Consider the following 22,503-nt stretch of genomic DNA (forward strand, 5'->3'; position numbering starts at 1 on the left):
TCTCTCCTCTTCATGAGTACAAAAATATAAGTACAAAGATATAAACCTTTCATTTGCTCATCGTTGTGGGGCAGATCTTATTTCCGCGCTGTTGTAGTCGAGTTTTTCGATGACAAGTTCTAGGGTTAGAACTCGACTACAAAGGCGACCACTGACGTTTCTGGATAAGATTCTGCCCCTTTTCGTTATGCAATTGAACTTACAAGTTCAATTATTTGAAATCGTTCAAATCTACTTGGATTGCAGTTCCTTATAGCTAACGATTTACACGCTTTAACTTCATAATAAGGCCCACCGCGCCTCGCCACTTGCTGCGTAATCATCTCAACCGCAATGGTTAGCACCCGCAACTAGTCATATTTGCTGATACACCAATTGGCGTTGGATATTCCTTATCGAAGCAAGCAAGGCACAATCCGCCACTAGCCTCTTTAGTAAATGCACCACCGATTGCTTCGATCATGCCCGGCTGGGACAAAAATGCCAGCGAGTCCGCCCCCGTCATTTCGCATATTTGCTCCACCGTGTGCGTAGATGCGATAAGATCGTCGCTTGTCGGTGTATCTATACCGTAGAAGCAAGGATTTTTGAACGGAGGCGATGCGATCCGTAAATGAACTTCTTTGGCGCCTGCATCCCGCAGCATTTTCACAATGCGGCGAGATGTCGTCCCTCGTACGATCGAGTCGTCGATTAATACGACTCGTTTGCCCTCTACGACGCTGCGCACGGCGCTCAGCTTCATTTTCACACCTTGCTCACGAAGCTCTTGACTCGGTTGAATGAAGGTTCGACCGCTATATTTATTTTTGATCATACCCATCTCATAAGGAATTCCAGCCTTCTCCGCATAGCCGATAGCCGCAGATATGCTTGAATCCGGTACTCCAGATACAAGATCAGCCTCGACAGGAAACTCCTCTGCCAATCGCATCCCCATACGCTTCCGTGCCGTATGCAAGTTAACATCGTACAGCTGGCTGTCAGGGCGAGAGAAATAAATGAATTCCATCGAGCACAATGCCCGCTTCGCTACAGGTGCAAACCGCTCCGAACGATAGCCCATAGCATCGAAGACGAGCATTTCGCCTGGCTCCACTGCACGAACAAAGTCCGCTCCGATCGTATCCAAAGCGCAAGATTCGGATGAAAAAACCCATGCATCTCCGAGACGACCCATCACGATCGGGCGAAGCCCATACGTATCTGAAGCAACGAGCAATTTATCATTCGTCAAAATTAAGAAAGCAAATCCGCCTACCAGTTGACGCAGTGCATCTTTGGCCGCTGTAACGAAGTCCGACTCCGAGCGAGCGATAAGATGTGCGATAACCTCTGTATCACTTGTCGTCTGAAAGATCGAACCCTTCTGCTCCAATTCACGGCGAAGCATGGGGGCATTTACAATATTCCCATTCGTCGCCACAGCCAGATCGCCGTCACGTGTCTTGAATACGAGTGGCTGTGCATTGGCAAGTCGGCTATCGCCAGATGTGGAGTACCGCACATGCCCGATAGCACGATCACCCTCCAAGCTAGCAAGGCGATCTTTATCGAACACTTCTTTTACGAGCCCCATTCCGCGGTGATAGCGGAACGTATGACCATCAGACGTACAGATCCCTGCGCTCTCTTCTCCTCGATGCTGCAGCGTATGAAGTCCGTAATACGTAAGCGAAGCAGCATCCTCATAACCAAATACACCGAATACGCCACACTCTTCACGCAGGCGATCAAATGGACCATCCTGACCGCCGCCTTCATTAAAGTATGATCCGTTCGCTTCCATTTGAGCAAAGCCATATGCGCTTTCTATCTCAGATGCAGCAAAAAGCTGCTGCTCGCTTACCTGACTCTGATTGTGAATATGACTCCCATCCATCCGGACTTCCTTTCCGTCTGACTGCTGGCGAATTATCGCATCAGACATGGGATTCCATCCTTCCATGTACGCTCCGCTTCTTCACGCGTTACATCAATTGCAGATACACCGTTTACCTTCAATTGAATACGTTCTCCACCAACAACACCAAGCTGCTGAACCGGCACTTCGTATTTCGCACATACAGCTCTAACCGTTTCAACATGTGCTGGACGAAGCGACAGCAATACACGCGATTGGGATTCGCTAAATAAGACAATATCTGCACGTAAACCTTCTACCATTGCATCGCCAGTAGCACCAATACGACCACTAATACAACATTCTGCATAAGCTGCTGCCAAGCCACCCTCTGACAAGTCATGCGCCGATTGAATGTATCCTTGTTGAATAGATTCCAGCACTGCACGCTGCAAGCGGCTCTCTACATCAAGGTCGATAGCAGGAGGGCGACCTTCTGTCACACCATGCATAACGAGTTGGAACTCGCTGCCGCCAAGCTCCGCTTTCGTTGCGCCTAGCAGCAAGACGATATCTCCTTCCTGCTTGAAACCTTGTGTCGTAATATGATCGACATCATGTACGAGACCAACCATGCCAACTACAGGAGTTGGATAGATAGCACCTTTAGCATTTTCGTTATACAAGCTGACATTACCGCCGATAACAGGTGTTTGCAGATGACTGCAAGCTTCTGCCATACCATCTACAGATTGCTGCATTTGCCAGAAGTTATCTGGCTTCTCCGGGCTTCCGAAGTTCAAGTTATCTGTAATCGCAAGCGGTTCTGCACCCGAGCAAACGATGTTGCGTGCTGCTTCTGCCACTGCGATCTTTCCGCCTACATTTGGATCAAGATATACATAACGTCCGTTGCAGTCCGTTGTCATGGCTAGCGCTTTACGCGTGCCGCGAACGAGTACAACCGCTGCATCCGAACCAGGTGATACCGATGTATTTGTACCAACCATATGATCGTACTGGCTGTATACCCACTCCTTGCTCGCCACCGTTGGCGATCCAAGTACGCGAAGCAATGCATCATTCAAGTCAGCAGCAGCTGGATAGCTCGTTGTATCTACTAATGCATTAGCCTGATAATAAACAGGTTCTGTTGCTGGCTTATCGTAAACAGGACAATCATCGACCAAGCCTTTAACTGGCATATCCGCCACAACTTCTCCGTCAAATACAAGACGCAAACGTCCATCATCCGTTACACGGCCTACTTTGCGGCAAATGACACCCCAACGATTGAATATCTCCATCGCAATTGGTTCATTTCCCTCTTCGATGACAAACAACATCCGTTCTTGTGATTCAGAAAGCATCATCTCATATGGAGTCATACCGCGCTCGCGCTGCGGAACTTCATCTAAGTTCAACTCAAGACCATTGCCCGCCTTGCTCGCCATCTCCGCACTGGAGCAAGTAAGCCCCGCTGCACCCATATCTTGAATACCGATGACGATTCCTGACTTAATGAGCTCTAGACAAGATTCCATCACGAGCTTTTCCATGAATGGATCTCCAACCTGAACTGCAGGGCGCTTTGCCTCAGACTCCTCTGTCAGCTCTTCCGAAGCAAAAGTAGCACCGTGAATACCGTCGCGTCCTGTTGGCGGGCCAACATAATAAACAGGGTTGCCGATTCCTTTTGCTACACCGCTCTGAATGTCTTTATGATCGATAAGTCCAACGCACATTGCGTTCACCAGCGGATTGCCTTCGTAACTTGCATCAAACATCACTTCGCCGCCAACCGTTGGAATGCCCATACAGTTGCCATAGCCTGCGATACCTTCCACTACATGCTCAAACAAGTAACGAACACGATCATCGCTAAGCTGACCGAAACGCAAAGAGTTCAACAATGCAACAGGGCGGGCCCCCATCGAGAAGATGTCACGCAAAATACCGCCTACACCAGTCGCAGCCCCTTGAAAAGGCTCGATAGCGGATGGATGGTTGTGGCTTTCTATTTTGAAGCACACCGCTTGCCCATCACCGATATCAACGATGCCTGCACCTTCTCCTGGACCAACCAATACGCGCTCACCTGTTGTTGGAAACCGTCTTAACAAAGGTTTGGAGTTCTTGTATGCACAATGCTCCGACCACATAACGCTGAATACACCAATCTCGGTATAGTTCGGCTTGCGGCCGCCGAGCAAGTTGCAAATAATCTCATACTCACTGTCCGATACACCCATCGTGGCATAGATGCGTTCCTCTGCTATCTGCTCCGGGGTTGGCTCTTTTGCTATGACGGCCTTTGCCATCTCCATCGATTGTTGCTCCGCTTTTGTCTTAGCCAACGATTGCATGACGTTCCCTCCAAGCCTTCATAATGGATGTAAATAGACGAATGCCATCTTCATGGCGAAGTAAGCTGTTCACCGCTCGTTCTGGGTGCGGCATCATGCCAAGCACATTGCCCTGCTCATTGATGACGCCTGCTATATCTGCAACCGATCCATTCGGATTATCGGTATACGTAAACACAATTTGATTGCGTGCTTTCAATTGTTCCAGCACAGCATCATCACAGTAGTAATTGCCCTCACCATGCGCAATCGGAATGTCAATGACTTCGCCAGTTGCATAGCCTGACGTGAATGCAGTATCAGCATTGGCTACATGTAATTGCGACGAATGACAACGGAATTTCAAGCCTGTATTGCGGCGCAACGCCCCAGGCAGCAATCCCGCTTCGGTAAGGATTTGGAATCCATTGCAAATGCCTAATACGTACACGCCTTCTGCCGCAGCTTTAGCAACTGCCTGCATAACAGGAGCAAAGCGAGCGATTGCCCCACTGCGCAAGTAATCTCCGTAAGAAAATCCGCCTGGAATCATAATGAGATCATAGCCTTCCAATGTATCTGTCGTATGCCATACGCGATCGACAACGGCTCCCTCAATAGTCTGTTCTGCTGCATGCACGCAGTCCCAATCACAGTTCGAGCCTGGAAATACAAGTACCGCTACCTTCATCGCTCAATCCTCCAGCTCGTAACGATAATCTTCAACCACCGGATTCGCGAGCAGCTGCTTGCACATTTGCTCCAATTCCGCTTCCGCTTGTGCACGGTCTGCCGTATCAAAAGAAAGTTCCATATATTTGCCGATACGTACATCATCCACAGCTGCATAGCCCATCGTATGAAGTGCTTGCTGCACAGCAGCTCCTTGCGGATCAAGTACATTTGCTTTCGTAGTGACATACACCTTTGCTTTGAACATCGGTAGGTATCCTCCCCAGAATGAGTGTAGAAATGGTTGATTGATTAGCGACTAATTGCCGCGTGGACGTGCTCTTGATGTAAGTCGTGATGAGAGGTTTGCTATAGAAATTAAAAATCAAACGAGACTATGAATCTTGCTTCAATCGTTTCCCCAGAACGATTGTGCATCTTTCTTGTTTAGACTTATGCAGATTGCTCGATAGCTCAACGTATAGCAAATAGATAGGTGGGATAAATGACTGACTGGGTAATAAATAAAAAAGTCCGCAGATAGCTATGAAAGCTCAACCGCAGACCAAGTGGACAAAAGAAAGAAAACGCGAGTACAAAATGGCCTGTAATCGCAATTGGCCATACCGTACTTAGACGCTTTCTCTCGTAGTCCAAAAATTTACGGTCTTTGGGTAGAAACTTTGGGCCATATCCCCGGAATTATACGAGAGCTATCATCATACGTCATATTTAAGTTTGGCTATAGTGTAACAAGTTTGAAACGCCCATGTCAATCGCAAAACACGAACATTCCAATATAAAATAAAAATATAGTTCGCTTTTAATGCATTAAAGCATAAATGATAATTGTATTCCGCTCATGCAAAATAAATGCTAAAAAGCTCTAAAAAGCGTAAATCATTTAGACGCTTTTATACGATATAACAAAAAAGCCTCCTGAACAGCACCAACCATTCGGGAGCTTTATACGATAACAAAAAAAAGCTCCTGAACAGCGCAAGCCGTCCAGGAGCTTTTCAGCTTCGATGCAGAATCATAACTGTTGATTGCAAGGTATCATAGTTGTTGATTACCCAACCGAATACCAACGGCTCTCGGATATACTCTAACGCTGCGAATCAACGTGAGGTAGCCTACCTTGGCTTCCTCTAACGTGCGCCATTGACGTTATTTCCATGAAATTATCCATCGTAGAAATGTAACGGTTGTAGGCGAGCTTATTTTAGTAAAAATGACGGGTTCGACCACTCTATCTGGTAAATAAGCGCTCTGACATCCGTTACATTTCAAAACACATCAATCTACGCTGGATAATCTCTGTGGCAACCGTTAGCGCCATTTCCCCCTTGTTTTACGGCAGGGCGTTTAGCTGCTTTATACATATGCACTTCTGCCACTTCACTTGTACTTTTACTTGTACTTTATTTCTACTTCACCACTTCAAATTCTACTTCTACTTCATTTTTATTTCATCATCTCATAGCGTCTACTACTCGCCATTACTTCTTACTTCTTACTTCTTACTTCTTACTTCTTACTTCTTACTTCTTACTTCTTACTTCTTAGCAAGGATAATCGTACCGCCGTCATCCTTACCAGGAATATTTACAGTGACTGTTCTATTTTTCTCTACCTTGTACTGCTTATTGTTGTACACGTCTTTCACTTTTGTACCAGGCTTATAAGGAACCTTAATCTTAACTTGCTTCTTCGCTTGTGCGCTCGGGTTCAAGCCAACGACAACAGATTCCCCTTGATAGCTCTTCGCAAATACCATGAACCCTTCTGCGTCACTTCCCGCCAGCTTCGTTCTATCTCCTTTAGAAAATACTTTGGAGTAGTCTGCACGAATGTTCAGCAGCTTGCTGTAATGGTTGTGCAGCTTTTTCTCTTTTTTCAGCTGATCCCAAGGCATAGCACCACGGTTCTCACTCAGCTCACCCTTAGACATATCGCGAGCATTTGCGCCAGAACGTCCAAGCTCTTCCCCGTAATAAATAACAGGCTGGCCTTTGGCTGTAATTTGCAGAGCTGCAGCGACCATTAACTTGCCCTTGTCCCCGTTCACATAATGAGTTAGGAATCCGTCCTCATCATGGCTGCTCAAAAATTGTCCCATCGTAGCCGTTTCATCCATGCGAGCTTCCCGCTCCTGCATTGCTTTCTCAACGGCATCCAGCTGTCCATTCACGAAGTCCTTCGCTTTGCCCTTGAAGTCAAAGTCCAACAAAGAATCCATCTGTCCTGTTTTCAAATAAGAACCTGTGTTATCAACCGATGCGCCAAAATATTCACCGATCAACTTGAACTCAGGGTCAATCTTAGTAAGCTCATTACGGAACGCCTTCCATGTCGTATCGTCCACATGTTTGACCGTATCAACACGGAAGTAATCGATCGTATCGCCGCGTTTGGTACGAGTGCGCTCGATCCAGTCTGTTTGCCAAGCAATAATTTGCTCCCTAACTTTAGGGTCTTCTGTCTTGAAATCTGGCAAGCCTGCCAATTCACCTCGAACAGGATCACCGCTTACAGCGTCTGTACGAAGCATTCCATCGAAACGCTTCTTGTCTTGCTCTGTAACACCCGGCTGCGTGTCGCCCGGCTTCAAGCCGTAGCCCGTATGATTCAACACGACATCGACCATAATTTTGATGCCACGATCATGTGCCTTGTTGATCAGTTCCTTAAACGTTTCCACATCGCCTAGATGCTCATCCATCTTCGTGAAGTCTTTCGCCCAGTAGCCATGATATCCATACTGCTTACCATTAAAGCTCGTTCCTTGGTTGAAATCGATATTATCAACAATTGGTGTAATCCACAGTGTATTCACACCTAGATCCTCCAAGTAGTCCAGCTTATTGATCAACCCACGGAAGTCACCGCCTTGGTAAGCTTCAAGATGGTTCTTGTCATAACCTTCCGCGGCTGTGCCATTGTTCTTCTTATCGCCGTCAGAGAAGCGGTCTGTCAGCACAAAGTAAATGCGTGCTTCATCCCAATCAAAGTCCAGCTTGCCGTTTGCTTTCGGCTTCGATTTCACCGTTACACTAGCTGCTGACGTATGTTTATTTCCATACTCATCAATAAGCGTGATCGGAATCGATTTCTTACCAGGCTTCACATGCTCAGCTACCGTAATGGACTGCTCCATTAGCTCCAAATCAATCTTCGTATGAGCAAGACCGCCCAATTCAGACAAGTCTGCTGCAATCTCTCTTACAGCAAATTTGTCACCGGATTGATAAGCAACTTGCAGCAAACGCTGCTGACCAGCATAAATGGAATCCCCTTTAACCTTACTCGTAATTTGGATTGTCGGTTTCTTATATTCCACTACAGACTGACCATTGTCCGTGTTATAAGGATCTGTAACTTCCGCTGTCTTACCGTCCTTCGTCACATGGAACGTGTACACATACTTGCCGCTAGCCGCGTCTTTAAGCGTATACGTATAGCGTTCGTTTTCAGCATCATAGCTCATCGGATGCAGCGTGCCGTTAATATTTATTTTCACATCAGAGATACGGTTCTGTTCTCCGCTCTGGAACGTTTCTTGATCCCGATAGTAGAACTTAATGCTTCCATTCTCCAGCACAGGCCCTGCAACCGAAGGAATCGTGCGCATTTCCGTTTTACCGCTGTATACGTACACTTTCGTGAGCGCATCATTCACATTCGTAACGACAAAGCGATCGGAATCTGTATCTTTTTGCTCCCAGTTACCTTTTTTAATAATGAATCCGATTTTTTCGGTATCCGGTCCAATCTCAATCATCGCTGTAGCCATGCCATTATCGAACTTCTTGAACAGGTGCTCGTCATCCTTCACCCCTGTTTGCCATACCCATAAGCTCCAGTCCTTATAGTTCTTGTCTGGCCGCACATAGTTCAGCTCAATGTAACGCTTCAGCAGCGGCTTCACTGTAACTTTCATATCTGCCGATATACTGCCAATCGTTGCTGTAATCGTTGTCGTTCCTTCTTTAAGGCCAGTCACCTTGCCCATACGGTCCACTTGTGCAACAGCCGGGTCGGATGAAGTCCATTTTATAACCGCATTCGGTATTAACTGATCGAATTGATCCTTCACTTCAGCTGTAAATGGAACCGTGTTGTTCAGCCATACCGTAGACTTCCCTTTCAAATCCATTTTCGTCGGTACTAGCTTCGCAACGTTCACATTAACTTGAGCTTGCAAGGAACCGAAGGAAGCTGTCAGTACTGCCTTGCCTTCCTTTAAAGCCATTACTTTCCCTTTGCTATCAACCGTTACAATGGAATCGTCAGATGATTTCCATGTCGGTTTTGCCGTACGAATCAAATTGCCTTTCTGATCGATCACTTTCGCAGTAACCTGTTTAGAAGCAGTCGGTTCCAACGCAAGATCCTTTTCATTTATTACGATCTTAGTCGGCGTCGCTGTGTATGTGTTTGCTTCATCGTACAGAACCATCATCGATGTTCCTGCTACATCGACTTTGCCGCCTTCAACGGTACGAATTGTCTTCACACCAGCTGCCGTATGATCAACAACAACATTCCATTTTCCGCTCGTCGGCAACGCTACATTACTCGTATCTGCATTCCCGTTGTAAATAACGACGATATTGCGCCACTCATCACCGTTCGCATGCTCTTTGAGTTTAAATGCAACAACATTGCTGTCTTGGCGGTACACTTCCAAGCTCGAAGCGACCGCTTCCTTCGATGTCATACGGAACGCAGGATGCGATCGGCGCAGTTCGATAAGTCCCTGTGTATAATCAAACACAGGCTTATACTCTTTCTTCTGCTGCCACAGCATCTGGTTAATCGTATCCGGACTCTGATAGCTGTTGTGGTCGCCAAACTTGCTGCGCAGCATTTCATCTCCAGCATGGATAAATGGAATACCTTGTGACGTCAAGACAATCCCGTTTGCAAGCAGTGAACTTTTCACCGTTGGATTATCAAGAATATTTGCTTCCGTCAGCGTTGCGAATGGATCGCGTTGAATATCTTTATCCTTGCCTTGAGCTTTCAGCATTTTATCCCACATGTTCAAGTTATCATGGGCGGTTACATAGTTAATTGTCTCTGTCGGAGCAGCTGTAAAGTCATTCGTCGAGCCGATTACACCGTTTACAATTCCTGCTTCACGGGAGCCTTCTCCTGTAGCAAACCCTTTCGAACCATCATCACTTCCGCCTTTAATCGCGCCACGGAAGTTGTCATTGAACACAGCAAAACCTTCACCACGCTGCGTGCCTTTTTCAATCTGTTGGTCGGCTGGTAATGGTGTGCTCCCACCTGCCCACGGTTCCCCATACACGATAATACTAGGATCAATTGCTTTTAAATCGTTCACAATACCGCGAGTTGTGTTCAAATCAATCAGCTTCATCAAGTCAAAGCGGAAGCCGTCCACTTTATACTCTTCTGCCCAGAATTTCACGGAATCACGTACATATTTGCTAACCATCGGTCGATCTGTAGCTACTTCATTGCCGACCCCAGAACCGTTGGAAAGCTCGCCTTTATTGTTTGTACGGTAGTAATAGCCTGGCACCAATTTATCAAACACGGATAAGTCCAATTCTTGTCCTGTTACAAATGTGTGATTGTACACCACATCCAGCACGAGTCGCAAATCATTTTGGTGCATCGCCTGCACCATTTGCTTGAACTCACGAATCCGCTTCGCAGGGTCCTCTTGTGCAGAATCCGTTGCATAAGAACCTTCCGGTACATTGTAATTTACCGGATCATAGCCCCAGTTGAACTTGCGATCTTTTGCATTCGGATCGTCTACCTGTTTCTCATTAACTGAGCCGAAATCGTATGTTGGCAGCAAATGTACATGCGTAATACCGAGTTCTTTCAAATGATCGATGCCCGTCTTAACAGTTGCATCTCCCTTAAGCTTCGTTCCTTCTTCCGTAAACGCAGTGAATTTACCGCGATTTTTCTCGGAAACTCCAGAATTTGAATCAATGGAGAAATCACGCGTATGCAGCTCATAAATAATCGCATCGGTTGATTCCAGCATTTCTGGCTTGCTGTCATTTTCCCAGCCTACTGGATTTGTAGCTGCCAAGTCGACAACCGCAGACTTTGCACTATTTACCGCTGAAGCACGCGCATACGGATCGATCGCATACAGTACTTTTCCATCTGGGAATGTTACTTTGTACATGTAGTACTTGTTGTTCCAATCACCTTCAGCAGCTCCAGACCATACGCCTGTACTTGCATCACGCTGCATCGGAATCTCTCTCGTAGGCGTCTCCTTCGGCATATCCGCCGTGTCATAGAGAGACAGTGTCAAGTTAGCAGCAGTAGGTGCCCATACTTTGAACGTACTGCCTGTTTTCGTATACGTAACCCCTAAATCATCACCTGAATATACATACGTATCCAATATGCCGCGCATCGTAACTGGCTGATCAGCATAAATGCCTTGCGGTGCGCCCTCATAGCGTACGATGTAAGGTTGAGATACATCCGTAATAGGATCGTTTAATTGAATGATGATCGATTGATCATCGCTGCCTTTCATGGACGTACCTTTGAGCTTCGTGCCTCCGTTGTAGAGAGCAAACGCCCCATAGTCGATCCCAGGAACGATATCTTTCAGCGCTACAGACACAACGTTGTTCTGATCAGCGATAGCTGCAGCTAACGCCGGCTGCTCCTTCGTCGTGAAGGAGAATGAGTAGGCTTCATTTCGCGTCTTGGTATCCATACCTTCCAGCATATGAGCGGACATCTTTACTTGATAGGGCGTCTTGTAGGCCAACGGCTTAACTGGCTTAATAACCAACTGCTGCCCGTCACTTTTCACGTCTGCCGCAACTTCATTGCCCTTTTCATCCGTAAGGGTAACACCGGAGCTATTCACAACTGTAAGAGCTTCGCTGTACGTTAGCGTAATCGGCTGCTCGACTTCGATTTTCTTTGCAAAGTCTGCAGGCACTGTGCTGATCAATTCCAATTTGTCATTCATCTGATTGATCGCGTAAGCGTTACCATAAACACGCTGAACATTTTGTGTGCCAGCTTGATTCAAACCAGCAGCAAGTTCATTACCTGCCGCATTCGGGATAACTTGAAAGGCTCCGTGTTCGGCCGACTTATTGCCGCTCAATACAACATGCGGACGAACTTGATCCCCATTTTTAAGTTGCAAATGATGTAGGGGAATCGCTGCCTCAAAGCCCGCTTTGCCGTCAGCTGCAAATTGAGAGCCTTTCGTATCTGTCCACGTTGCTAAGATCGGATCGGACATTCGCTTCGCATCATACAAAGCTGCTCCCTCAATACCCTGATCTTGCTTCAAACGCATCGTAAGATGATACTGCGGTTTCTTATCTGCACCGCTGAAGTTAAATTGAGCATTCCATGGATTGCCCTCCACAGCAGAATCTGCTTCATTTACATTCAACGCGATATTAATAAATTGACCTTGATCGCCCCAGTTGGGCAGCTCTGCATCCACCCATACATACAGTTGGTTGCCGTCATTCGTCAACTTGATGCTGCCGAGCTTGCCGGGGATGCCATGCGCCGTATTTGTTACCGATATCCCTAAATCGGGTACTTGATCCCATAGGCTATCTTTCGAGCCGTCAATCTTCGGCTTATGCTTGATTACATATGCTTCGCTATAATCGGTCATCTGGTTTGGATTGGCCTTCATATTCCAATCGTTTGCCACTGTATTTTTAGCTGTCTCAGGCACAGCATCAAATACCCCGTGCTCATCCGCACGATCACCGCTCAATATAGCAATTGCTTTTACTTTATCCCCATTTTGCAAGCCTAGCTGCTTCAAAGGAATAGAACCTGTGAAACGACTACGATCTGGTGCAACCTCAAACGAAGCACCTTTCAAGTCGGATGAGGACAACAACGGGCTTGCAGAGCCGCTGCGATAGAGGGATGCTTTGCCTCCAGCCTTTGCTTCCATCGCGATATGGTAGCTTGGCTTAGCTGTCGTTCCCTCATAGTTATATCGATGATTGGAAGGATTCGTAGATACTTTCGAATCAATATCATTCACATTCAATGCAATATTAATATGCTGCCATTCTTCTGCATTGGCAGCTTCCAACTGGAAGTGAAGATGGTCGCCGTCATTTGTCAGCTTCAACTGCCCAAGCTGGTAACCTTGCCAGCCTGACTCGGGTGATTGACCAAGCGGTTTAACCATACTCCAATTGATGTTAGGCTTCGTTGATGTTTGTTGAGTAGTTGCTTGAGCATGAGTATTTGTAACGAATACACCTGAAAGTGTACTCCACAGCATCATGCAGACAAGCAGTCGAGAAATGTTAGCTTTCCATGTCCTCGTCATGCCACGACCCTCTTCCCTTTAATTTTGCAAACGTTTGCATGAATGAGCGTGATTGATTGCTACGAATCATAATCCACGATCCAGCCCGTTGTGTAAGCAGTACAAAAATACGATAAGCACATGAATCCTGACCTTATACTTTCTGTCCACAAAAATAAAGTACATGATCATATATGCATAGTAATGCATTACTAGTACCCCATCATAGGTGCATGATCATGCTAGTTCACATCATCCTATTCTGACTATCCTCTTTATGAAAACGATTGCATAACTAGCATAACGATACCATTATTTTCTGTCAATCCTCTATTTTGATCATAAACACAAAAAACAGACCTCCTCTCTATCAGATAAATAAGTCCATTTACCTAACTATTCCGCTGTTATTCGATATCGTCTTCACCAACGAAATAACGAATAGCCATAGCCAAAAATGAACTTGTTCACCTATACGATTCTAAGAAAGGAGATCTGTAATTACAGGTTATAGTTAATAAACATAAATTATAATTTGCTACAAATAGATTGCCTAAAAGGATGTTTACGTTACTTATTGTCACCCATCAATCTCGTACGGATGTCTACGTAACGAAGACTCGTTTCCGCAATAACTTCTTCTGGCAGCGGATTAGGTCGGCTGTTTTGATCCCAGCCGGAATTAGCCAAGTACGTGCGTACAGGCTCCTTATCCATACTGTCGATTTCAATATCCAGCTCCACTTTATCTTGCGCCCAGAAGCGTGAGCAATCCGGTGTAAATATTTCATCAATCAAGATGACTTCACCATCAACGATGCCAAATTCAAACTTGCAATCGACCAGCACAATGCCACGAGCCTCGCAATAATCACGTGCATATTCGTAAAGAGCGATACTCTTGTCCCGCAGCATTTCAGCCAGCTCTGCGCCAACCCGCAGCTGCATTTCCTCATACGAAATATCTTCATCGTGACCGATGTCATTTTTGGCTGCTGGTGTAAAAATCGGGTCCGGAAAACGTTCGTTCTTCCGCAATCCAGCTGGAAGCCCGATACCATTCACCGCTTGTGTTTGTGCGTACTGCCGCCATCCTCCGCCAGTTATGTATCCTCGTACGACACACTCAATATCAATTCGATCTGCCTTTTTCGTAACCATGATTCGATCGCGCAATTGCTCCTTATCTACAAGGATATCGCCTAGACGATCTACGTCGCTATGAACAACATGATTGCCAATGATGGACTTCGTCTTCTCGAACCAAAATGCACTTAGCCGGTTGAGCACATTCCCTTTCTCAGGAACAGCAGGCTCCAATACATAGTCAAATGCAGATATGCGGTCTGTCACTACGATGAGAAAGTTCTCCCCCAAATCGTACAGTTCACGTACTTTGCCTTTGTAAATAAGCGGGGCTTTCACTAGATCCACTGCGGTAGATATTACGGCGGTCGTTTGCACAATACACATCCTCCCTGAGCGTATGCTTCTATAGACTTGCTCCGTTACAATAACCTACGCCTACATGCACAACAGCATGTTATAAAATGCTGTACATTGCAATTGCTAATTTGTCATCTGAGCACATCATATTTCTGATTGCTGTTGCAGTCAAGCACTTTGCATTCAGTAACAATAGTTAGAACTTGACTGCAATCGCAGACACCTTTATCTCTTCCATATGATTCTGCTCTATTACAGCAAGCAATTAGTAGCGTACGTTCTATTTTAACTAGGCGAAATTCACAAATTCACAATTCACTATTTCTAACCCAGCACTATTCGTTAAGCAAGCCTACTTGACGGAAGATTGTATCTACATTTTTCAAATGCCAAGCTGGATTGAATGCATCTTCGATCTCTTCAGCAGACAATACTTCTGTAATCTCAGCAGTTTGTTCGATGATGTCTTTGAAGCTGCGCTGTTCCTCCCACGCCTGCATGGCACGCGGCTGCACGGTATCATAAGCTTGCTCGCGGTTCCAACCTTTATCGATCAGCTTTGTCATCACGCGGCCGGAGAATGGCACTCCAAACGTACGCTGCATATTGCGCTTCATGTTGTCAGGGAACACCGTTAAGTTCTTCACGATATTCATAAAGCGGTTCAACATATAGTTAAGCAGCATCGTTGCGTCTGGCAAAATAACACGCTCAACTGAACTGTGCGAAATATCGCGCTCATGCCAGAGCGGAACGTTCTCATAAGCAGACACCATGTGACCACGAATAACACGGGACAAGCCAGAAATGTTCTCACAGCCGATTGGATTACGCTTGTGCGGCATAGCGGAAGAGCCTTTTTGACCTTTAGCAAATGCCTCTTCTACCTCACGGAACTCACTCTTTTGCAAAGCACGAATTTCCGTTGCAAACTTATCCAATGAAGTCGCAATAAGCGCCAACGTCGCCATATATTCGGCATGGCGGTCACGCTGAAGCGTCTGAGTGGAGATTGGAGCAGCTTTCGTGCCTAACTTCTCACATACAAACTTCTCTACGAATGGATCAATGTTCGCATACGTACCTACCGCACCAGACATTTTACCGAACTGTACGCTGTCTGCCGCATGACGGAAACGCTCAAGGTTACGCTGCATCTCTGTGTACCAAAGAGCCATTTTCAAGCCAAAAGTTGTCGGCTCAGCATGAACACCATGTGTACGCCCCATCATCGGTGTATCTTTATATTCAAGAGCTTTATTTTTCAAAATCTCAATAAAGTTCACAATGTCCCGTTCTAGTATTTCATTTGCTTGCTTCAACAAATAGCCAAGCGCTGTATCTACAACGTCTGTAGAAGTCAAACCGTAATGAACCCATTTACGTTCAGGCCCCAATGTCTCAGACACAGCACGAGTGAATGCGATTACGTCATGACGAGTCTCCGCTTCAATCTCATAAATACGATCCATATCAAAGCTGGCTTTTTCACGAAGTACTTTTGTATCTTCTTTCGGAATTACACCTAGTTCTGCCCATGCTTCACAAGCACACAATTCTACTTCCAACCATGCTTTAAATTTGTTCTCTTCTGTCCAAATAGCCCGCATTTCGGGACGTGAATAACGTTCGATCATCTTTGTTGATTCCTCCACATCTTGTTGTGCTGCACCCAGTTCAGCGCTGCATCTATATCATCTGCCAATACGTTGATATGTCCCATCTTACGCTTGGCAATTGCTTCTGTCTTGCCATACCAATGCAATTTCGGCGTAACACCAAGTGATTGCGCTGCTGCATCTTCTACCTTGAACCATTGTAACATGTCCTGAGCATGCTCTCCGAGCAAATTCACCATGACGACTGGTGTCACGAGTGACGGATCACCTAACGGTAAATTGCAGATTGCACGAATATGCTGCTCAAATTGCGATGTGCGGCACGCATCCATTGTGTAATGCCCTGAATTGTGCGGACGCGGTGCTAATTCATTCACAAGCAGCGTGCCGTCTGCGGTCATAAATAATTCAACAGCGATAAGCCCCACTACTTCGAGTGACGATGCAACTTGCCGTGCAATTCGTTCCGCTTCTTCTATAACCTTATCTGGTACACGTGCAGGTACAATAGATAAGTGTAAAATATGATCAACGTGAATGTTTTCAGCAATCGGGAAGATAGCAATTTCTCCTCGCGGATTACGGGCTGCAATCACGGACAACTCTCTCTCAAATGGTATATACGCTTCCAGTACAAGCTCCGTTCCAAGCGAAGCCAAAGCCTCATATGCTCCTTCAGCTGCATCCGCCGTACGAATCATCTGTTGGCCTTTGCCATCATATCCGCCTGTTGCCGTCTTCAACACCCCTTGACCGCCAAACGCTTCAAGATGGTGTTTCAGCTCTTCCAACGATTGCACCTGAGCATAAGGTGCAACCGGAATACCTGCCGCCGTAAGGGCATCTTTTTCGCGCAGACGATGCTGCGTTAAATGCAGCAAGCGGCTCCCCTGCGGCAAATACGCATCCCGCTCCAGCTGCTCCGCAATCTCCAGCGAAACATTTTCGAATTCATACGTCACGACATCTGCCTTAGCTGCTAGCTGCTTTGCCGCTTCGTGATCGTTATATTCGGCTCGAATATGCTGCGCAGCCTCCGCACACGGCGGAGAGTCAGCCGGATCAAGCGTAACAAACGTATAGCCCATACGCAAACCTTCCAAAGCAAGCATTCGACCAAGCTGCCCGCCGCCCAAAACACCTATTTTAGAGCCAGGCAACAGTACATTTTCTGCATCCTGTCTCTGTGCACCCGTATTCATACCCACAATATTAGCCTGTGAGGCCGATTCCAATTTATCATTCATCTCCAGTGTACCCATTGTCATCACGCCAGCACTCCCGACGCCACGACCTGCTCACGTTTCTGTTCACGAAGTTGCTTCAATTGTTCACTGATCCGCTTATCTGTAATACCAAGTATTTGTGCCGCCAGTAAACCTGCATTCGCAGCTCCAGCCTCTCCGATCGCTACTGTCGCAACAGGAACACCCGCTGGCATTTGTACGATGGACAGTAAGGAATCCCATCCGCTAAGTGTAGAAGACTTCACAGGCACACCAATTACGGGAACTACCGTCTTCGCAGCCACCATTCCTGGCAGATGCGCAGCTCCTCCTGCTCCCGCAATAATAACGCGAATGCCGCGCTCTTCTGCTTGCTCTGCATAGCGAAACATTTCATCAGGTGTCCGATGAGCAGATACAACACGTGCTTCATAAGGAATGTTTAGCTCTTCCAACATGTCACATGCCTTCTTCATCGTGTTCCAGTCACTTGTACTTCCCATAATGACACCAACTTGAGCCTGCTCTTGATTACTATGATGTTGTTTCTGTTGTACATCCTGTTCTAATCCTTGTTGTTGTCCATTCTGTTGCTGCTGTAATGCTTCCTGCTGTGACACGTTACTCATCGATTCAACCCGCTTTCGTTGAGATGCTTGCTATAAGAATGTACTGATATATCAATACAAAATACGCAGTTTACGAAGTGTCTTATCATGAAGACGGACTTAAGTAAGCTCAACTAAGACACAAAAAAGCCCAACGGACATCCTCCCGTTGAACCTTCGCCTATCGAAGAAATGACAGCAACTGCCTCACAGCGAGCCTATAACCGTACCTTCGCATATCTCATGCCCATCTTTCGTCTGCATACATGAGAGGACGCACAGCATAAGCACCCTACAACGTCTGCCATTCTCGTAGTCCGAAGATTTACGGTCCTCAGGTAGAAACTTCCGTCCATATTTACGAAATTATACGAGAATCTTTTGTTGCAACTTTTGAATTATTCGACAATCTCTTAGGATAGTCTTAGTTTATCAATCACCATTTGTATGTGTCAACCAATAATACGAACATTAAAAAGTTAATTAGATTCAATGTTCGCCATTTAGCTTTTTTTATACGTAACATGTTAGTTTACATATCGTCATCTCTACATTTTCATGGCCAGTGATCCCAGCAAAAAAAGAACCAGTCCCTCACACACGCTGCATGCCCTAACCTAAAGACATTAAGCATATGGAGAAACTGGCTCATTCTTTATTCTTTTTCTTTAATAACAAGGACAGGACACTTTGCACTCTGAACGACATGATGGCTGACGCTTCCAAGTACGAACTCTTTTAGTCCACTTAGTCCCCTGCTACCTATTACAATCAAGTCGATCTGGTTCTTCTCGGCATAATCAACAATAGATGGTCCCAACGGTCCTTGAACCGTTTCTACCATAGCTCTCCCACCTAGAAATACGACTTCCTCCCGTGCACGGTTCTCAACCTTCGTAGAAAACTCAACTAATTCTTGATTCACCTTCGGGGAGCCTGTCATAAATGCATCACCAAGAAAATATTGCGGTAGTTGATAAACATGCACGACATGGAGACTAGCCTCTGCATCTGCTTGAACAAGTTCCATTCCTTGCCTAAGTGCAAGTTGTGAAGGGTTCGATCCGTCATACGCTACTAAAATACGTTTGAATGCCATTGCTCTCACCTCTCCGCTAGCTTGTATATATGAATGCATCTCACTTTGCCACTTTTCATCCATAGCTAAAGCAACATGCACTGCATATTCTGCTTAAAGGCTAATTACCCGAGCTTTACAATGACGAAACCATATACAAATAAATTTACAAGCAATATAAAAGGTATGCCTGCCGTGAACGTCGTATGCTGTGTCTTGTGACGTTTGTGGTACATCCCTGATAACACACCTAATGCACCGCCTAACCATGCTACCATGAACAAATTACGTTCAGGAATACGGCGTTTATTGCGAGTGGCGCGACGCTTATCATTAGACATCATCCCATACCCAACAAGATTCAAAATACATATATAAACAAATACGATAATCGTCATATTCTTCATCGCCCTCCCTATTTCTATTATACAAGACACGACCAAGCTTTCGCCGTTAATTCACACTTGTTCACAAAAAAATAAAGCCGCAGATGATGCTCCGCGACTTCAACCACCTTAGATGAACCCCTTGTGCTTTCCATACTACTTTACTTTGATTCGTCCGATGTTTAACTTTGTACCTTTATACCTTTACTACACCTACTACAGCCAAATTCATTACCATGCCTTCTATGCCGTCTTATTTTGTTTAACAGGGTGTTGAGCATAAATTAATGGCGTGTTGAGTGCCTGCTCAAGCTCCATATTGGTTATCCAACCAAGGGTATTCATACGATGCAGCACAATACTTTGCCGCCTTTCTGCCAACTCTTTATTTTTAAATGGAGAATAATGCTCTGGCGCTTTGAGAAGGCCAACCAGTACTGCTGTTTCTGCTAAATTAATCGTTGGAATATCCCCATTCCTCTTCGTTGTTTTGCCAAAATAAAATCGTGCTGCACTCTCAATTCCATACTTTCCATGTCCGAAGTACACTTTGTTCATATACATATCCACTAACTCTTGCTTCGTATAGCGGAATTCCAGATTTGCCGATATCGCTATCTCTTTCATTTTACGGATATATGTCTTCTCATGAGTAAGGAACATGTTACGCGCAAGCTGCATCGTCACCGTACTACCACCTTGAGCTTTATTCCCTTTTACAAGATCAACCCATATAGAACGAGCTATCCCAACCGGATCAATACCTGGATGCAAAAAATAACGATGATCTTCAATCGCTAGCAGCGTATCCGCCACATAACTAGGCATATCTATTGTCCGTACGATCGGCTGACCATTTGGTAAATGCGAAGCTTCTTGTATTTGTGTATAAAATGTATTTAGCTGCTTATTATCTATCCATACGTTCCCGAGGCCCGCAAGTGCGAACCATCCCACTAACGGCAACAGAATAGCAGCGAGTAACATGCCGGCAATAGCTTTCTTCCATTGAGTTGGGTTATTGGAGGCAGAAGTATGTTGCGCTCGATCTTGCTGTTCTGTAGCATTCATACCTGCTTGAGCGAATTTGCTTCTGTTACCTATACGACTCGTATGACGCATCGGCATTAACACAGTAGCTTGCACCGTAGCGTTACGTTTGTGGTGATATTTATTGTTCATTGTCATGCGACCTCCTTTCTATACGATAACTGTATCCAAATTATGAATTTGGTGCTATCGATTTACCAAACAGTAATCTTACATTTATGAAAGATTAAAATATTACATGCTGCAAACTACACCAGAAAATAAAAAGCTTGAATCTATTGTTAGATCCAAGCTCATTCTTTATGAATCGATTCCATTAGTAGGACTGGAACTGTTGCTGCTGCTGGGATTGCAGATGCTGTTGGCCTTGAAACTGTGGCTGCTCTTGCTGAGACTGAGATTGTCCCGAGCCTTGCGGCTGCTGGCTAGTTTGCTGCTGACCCTGAGATTGGCCCGACCCTTGCGGCTGCTGATTAGTTTGCTGCTGACCCTGAGATTGCCCCGAGCCTTGCGGCTGCTGGCTAGTTTGCTGCTGACCCTGAGATTGCCCCGAGCCTTGCGGCTGCTGGCTAGTTTGCTGCTGACCCTGAGATTGGCCCGACCCTTGTGACTGCTGATTAGTTTGCTGCTGGCTCTGAGATTGCCCCGACCCTTGTGACTGTTGATTAGTTTGCTGCTGACCCTGTTGGCCTTGCTGTACCAGCTGTAACCCTTGAGTTACCCAAGCAGCAATTTGAACCGTCCGCTTCGCTTGATGCTTCACCGCTTGCTGTACATCCTCTTGCATCTTTCCATTTTGATCAACGGTGACGCTCACTCCGTATGGATTACCACCTGCCAAAAATACGGAAGGGTCCGTATAGCCTGGTGCAGCGACGATAGCACCCCAGTGATACATAGAAGTATAGAGGCTATTCAATGTAGCTTCCTGACCACCGTGCGGGTTTTGCGCACTCGTCATCGCACTCACGACTTTATTCATCAATTTGCCTTGGAACCACAATCCGCCGGTCATATCGAGGAATTGCTTAAATGGAGCTGCTACATTGCCAAAGCGAGTCGGGACACTAAATATAATCGCATCCGCGCATTCCAAATCTGTAAGCTGAACAACTGCAACGTTTTCCGTTGACTGTACATGTGCTTTCCAGGCGGGGTTCGCATCGATGGCTGCTTGTGGTGCTAGCTCCTGCACTTTGAATAGTTTCACCTCTGCGCCAGCCGATTCCGCTCCTTCCTTCGCCCACTCTGCCAACTGATAGTTCGTACCTGTAGCACTGTAGTAAATAACAGCAAGCTTAACGTTCGACATCTATCCTTGTCCTTTCCAAAATCTTTGCTTATTACCGATATAAGTGATGATCAAAGCATGTCCATAAGCTTCCCCAGTTTCAAAGAGTTTCATGCGATCCATTTGAATTCCAGTACAGACTTCGTAAAATGTAACAAACATTCAACAAAACTTGGCTAATTTATCGTAAACAACAAAAAAGCCCACCGACTTGTTACAGTCAGTGGACTTCTTATTTTGCTTGGCGACGTCCTACTCTCCCAGGACCCTGCGGTCCAAGTACCATTGGCGCTGGAGGACTTAACGTTCGTGTTCGGGATGGGTACGCGTGGAACCCCTCCGCCATCGTCACCAAACATGATTTTTGCGATGTATATCTTCCTGCATTGCTACAGCAAAATATCACATCATCTAAATCGATTCAGGAATGTTACTTCCCTAAAACAAGGTTATACCTTGAAAACTGACCGCAAAGTGATTAAAACGCTTCTTCATATTCATTAGGATAAGCCCTCGACCTATTAGTATTCGTCAGCTCCACACATTACTGTGCTTCCACCCCGAACCTATCAACCTCGTCGTCTTCAAGGGGTCTTACTAATTGGGAAATCTCATC

12 protein-coding genes, 2 rRNA genes, 1 pseudogene and 2 riboswitches are annotated in these 22,503 nt (G+C 45.8%); all 15 genes and pseudogenes read right to left on the reverse strand.

From position 1 onward, the window contains the following. Positions 1-337 precede the first annotated feature (337 nt). Positions 338-1,789 carry an amidophosphoribosyltransferase gene (gene purF / locus FPZ44_RS23580; RefSeq protein WP_144994636.1) on the reverse strand — a complete coding sequence of 484 codons (1,452 nt, stop codon included), beginning with the start codon at positions 1,787-1,789 and terminating at the stop codon, positions 338-340. A gap of 125 nt (positions 1,790-1,914) precedes the next feature. Further along, positions 1,915-4,164, reverse strand: a complete 2,250-nt coding sequence (purL, locus tag FPZ44_RS23585; protein WP_144994638.1) for a phosphoribosylformylglycinamidine synthase subunit PurL — start codon at positions 4,162-4,164, stop codon at positions 1,915-1,917. A 28-nt stretch (positions 4,165-4,192) separates the two neighbouring features. Further along, positions 4,193-4,879 (reverse strand): phosphoribosylformylglycinamidine synthase subunit PurQ, encoded by a 687-nt coding sequence (gene purQ, locus FPZ44_RS23590; protein ID WP_144994564.1) that lies wholly within the window; start codon positions 4,877-4,879, stop codon positions 4,193-4,195. Positions 4,880-4,882: 3 nt separating this feature from the next. Then, entirely contained in the window at positions 4,883-5,128 is a 246-nt protein-coding gene (purS, locus tag FPZ44_RS23595; RefSeq protein WP_144994567.1) for a phosphoribosylformylglycinamidine synthase subunit PurS, read from the reverse strand. Between the two features lie 361 nt (positions 5,129-5,489). Continuing rightward, positions 5,490-5,590, reverse strand: a riboswitch (purine riboswitch). Between the two features lie 828 nt (positions 5,591-6,418). Continuing rightward, entirely contained in the window at positions 6,419-13,204 is a 6,786-nt protein-coding gene (gene pulA, locus FPZ44_RS23600; RefSeq protein ID WP_144994568.1) for a type I pullulanase, read from the reverse strand. A gap of 549 nt (positions 13,205-13,753) precedes the next feature. Further along, entirely contained in the window at positions 13,754-14,647 is an 894-nt protein-coding gene (locus FPZ44_RS23605) for a phosphoribosylaminoimidazolesuccinocarboxamide synthase (protein WP_261378512.1), read from the reverse strand. Positions 14,648-14,964: 317 nt separating this feature from the next. Next, the gene (gene purB, locus FPZ44_RS23610) at positions 14,965-16,266 is read right to left on the reverse strand and encodes an adenylosuccinate lyase (RefSeq protein WP_144994572.1); all 1,302 of its coding nucleotides are present in this window, start codon (positions 16,264-16,266) and stop codon (positions 14,965-14,967) included. Beyond that, a complete protein-coding gene (gene purK, locus FPZ44_RS23615) occupies positions 16,263-17,450 on the reverse strand; it encodes a 5-(carboxyamino)imidazole ribonucleotide synthase (protein ID WP_144994640.1) in 1,188 nt (395 codons plus the stop codon). The genes purB and purK overlap by 4 nt, the downstream gene beginning before the upstream one ends. A gap of 65 nt (positions 17,451-17,515) precedes the next feature. Beyond that, positions 17,516-17,977: a 5-(carboxyamino)imidazole ribonucleotide mutase gene (purE, locus tag FPZ44_RS23620; protein WP_144994642.1), complete on the reverse strand. Its 462-nt coding sequence runs from the start codon at positions 17,975-17,977 to the stop codon at positions 17,516-17,518. Positions 17,978-18,375: 398 nt separating this feature from the next. Next, positions 18,376-18,476: riboswitch (purine riboswitch) on the reverse strand. A 261-nt stretch (positions 18,477-18,737) separates the two neighbouring features. Further along, the gene (locus FPZ44_RS23625) at positions 18,738-19,181 is read right to left on the reverse strand and encodes a universal stress protein (protein ID WP_144994574.1); all 444 of its coding nucleotides are present in this window, start codon (positions 19,179-19,181) and stop codon (positions 18,738-18,740) included. 104 nt (positions 19,182-19,285) lie between these two features. Further along, entirely contained in the window at positions 19,286-19,567 is a 282-nt protein-coding gene (locus FPZ44_RS23630; protein ID WP_418789208.1) for a DUF1294 domain-containing protein, read from the reverse strand. A 222-nt stretch (positions 19,568-19,789) separates the two neighbouring features. After that, complete coding sequence (locus FPZ44_RS23635; protein WP_144994578.1) at positions 19,790-20,728, reverse strand: transglycosylase domain-containing protein; 939 nt, start codon at positions 20,726-20,728, stop codon at positions 19,790-19,792. Between the two features lie 577 nt (positions 20,729-21,305). Further along, positions 21,306-21,908: pseudogene (gene wrbA / locus FPZ44_RS26970) on the reverse strand (NAD(P)H:quinone oxidoreductase); the annotation flags it as partial. A gap of 218 nt (positions 21,909-22,126) precedes the next feature. Beyond that, positions 22,127-22,243 (reverse strand): 5S ribosomal RNA (rrf, locus tag FPZ44_RS23645). Between the two features lie 145 nt (positions 22,244-22,388). Next, positions 22,389-22,503, reverse strand: a 23S ribosomal RNA gene (locus FPZ44_RS23650); the annotation flags it as partial.

The sequence above is a fragment of the Paenibacillus agilis genome, from assembly GCF_007786455.1.
GTDB classification, from domain to species: Bacteria; Bacillota; Bacilli; order Paenibacillales; family Paenibacillaceae; genus Paenibacillus_B; species Paenibacillus_B agilis.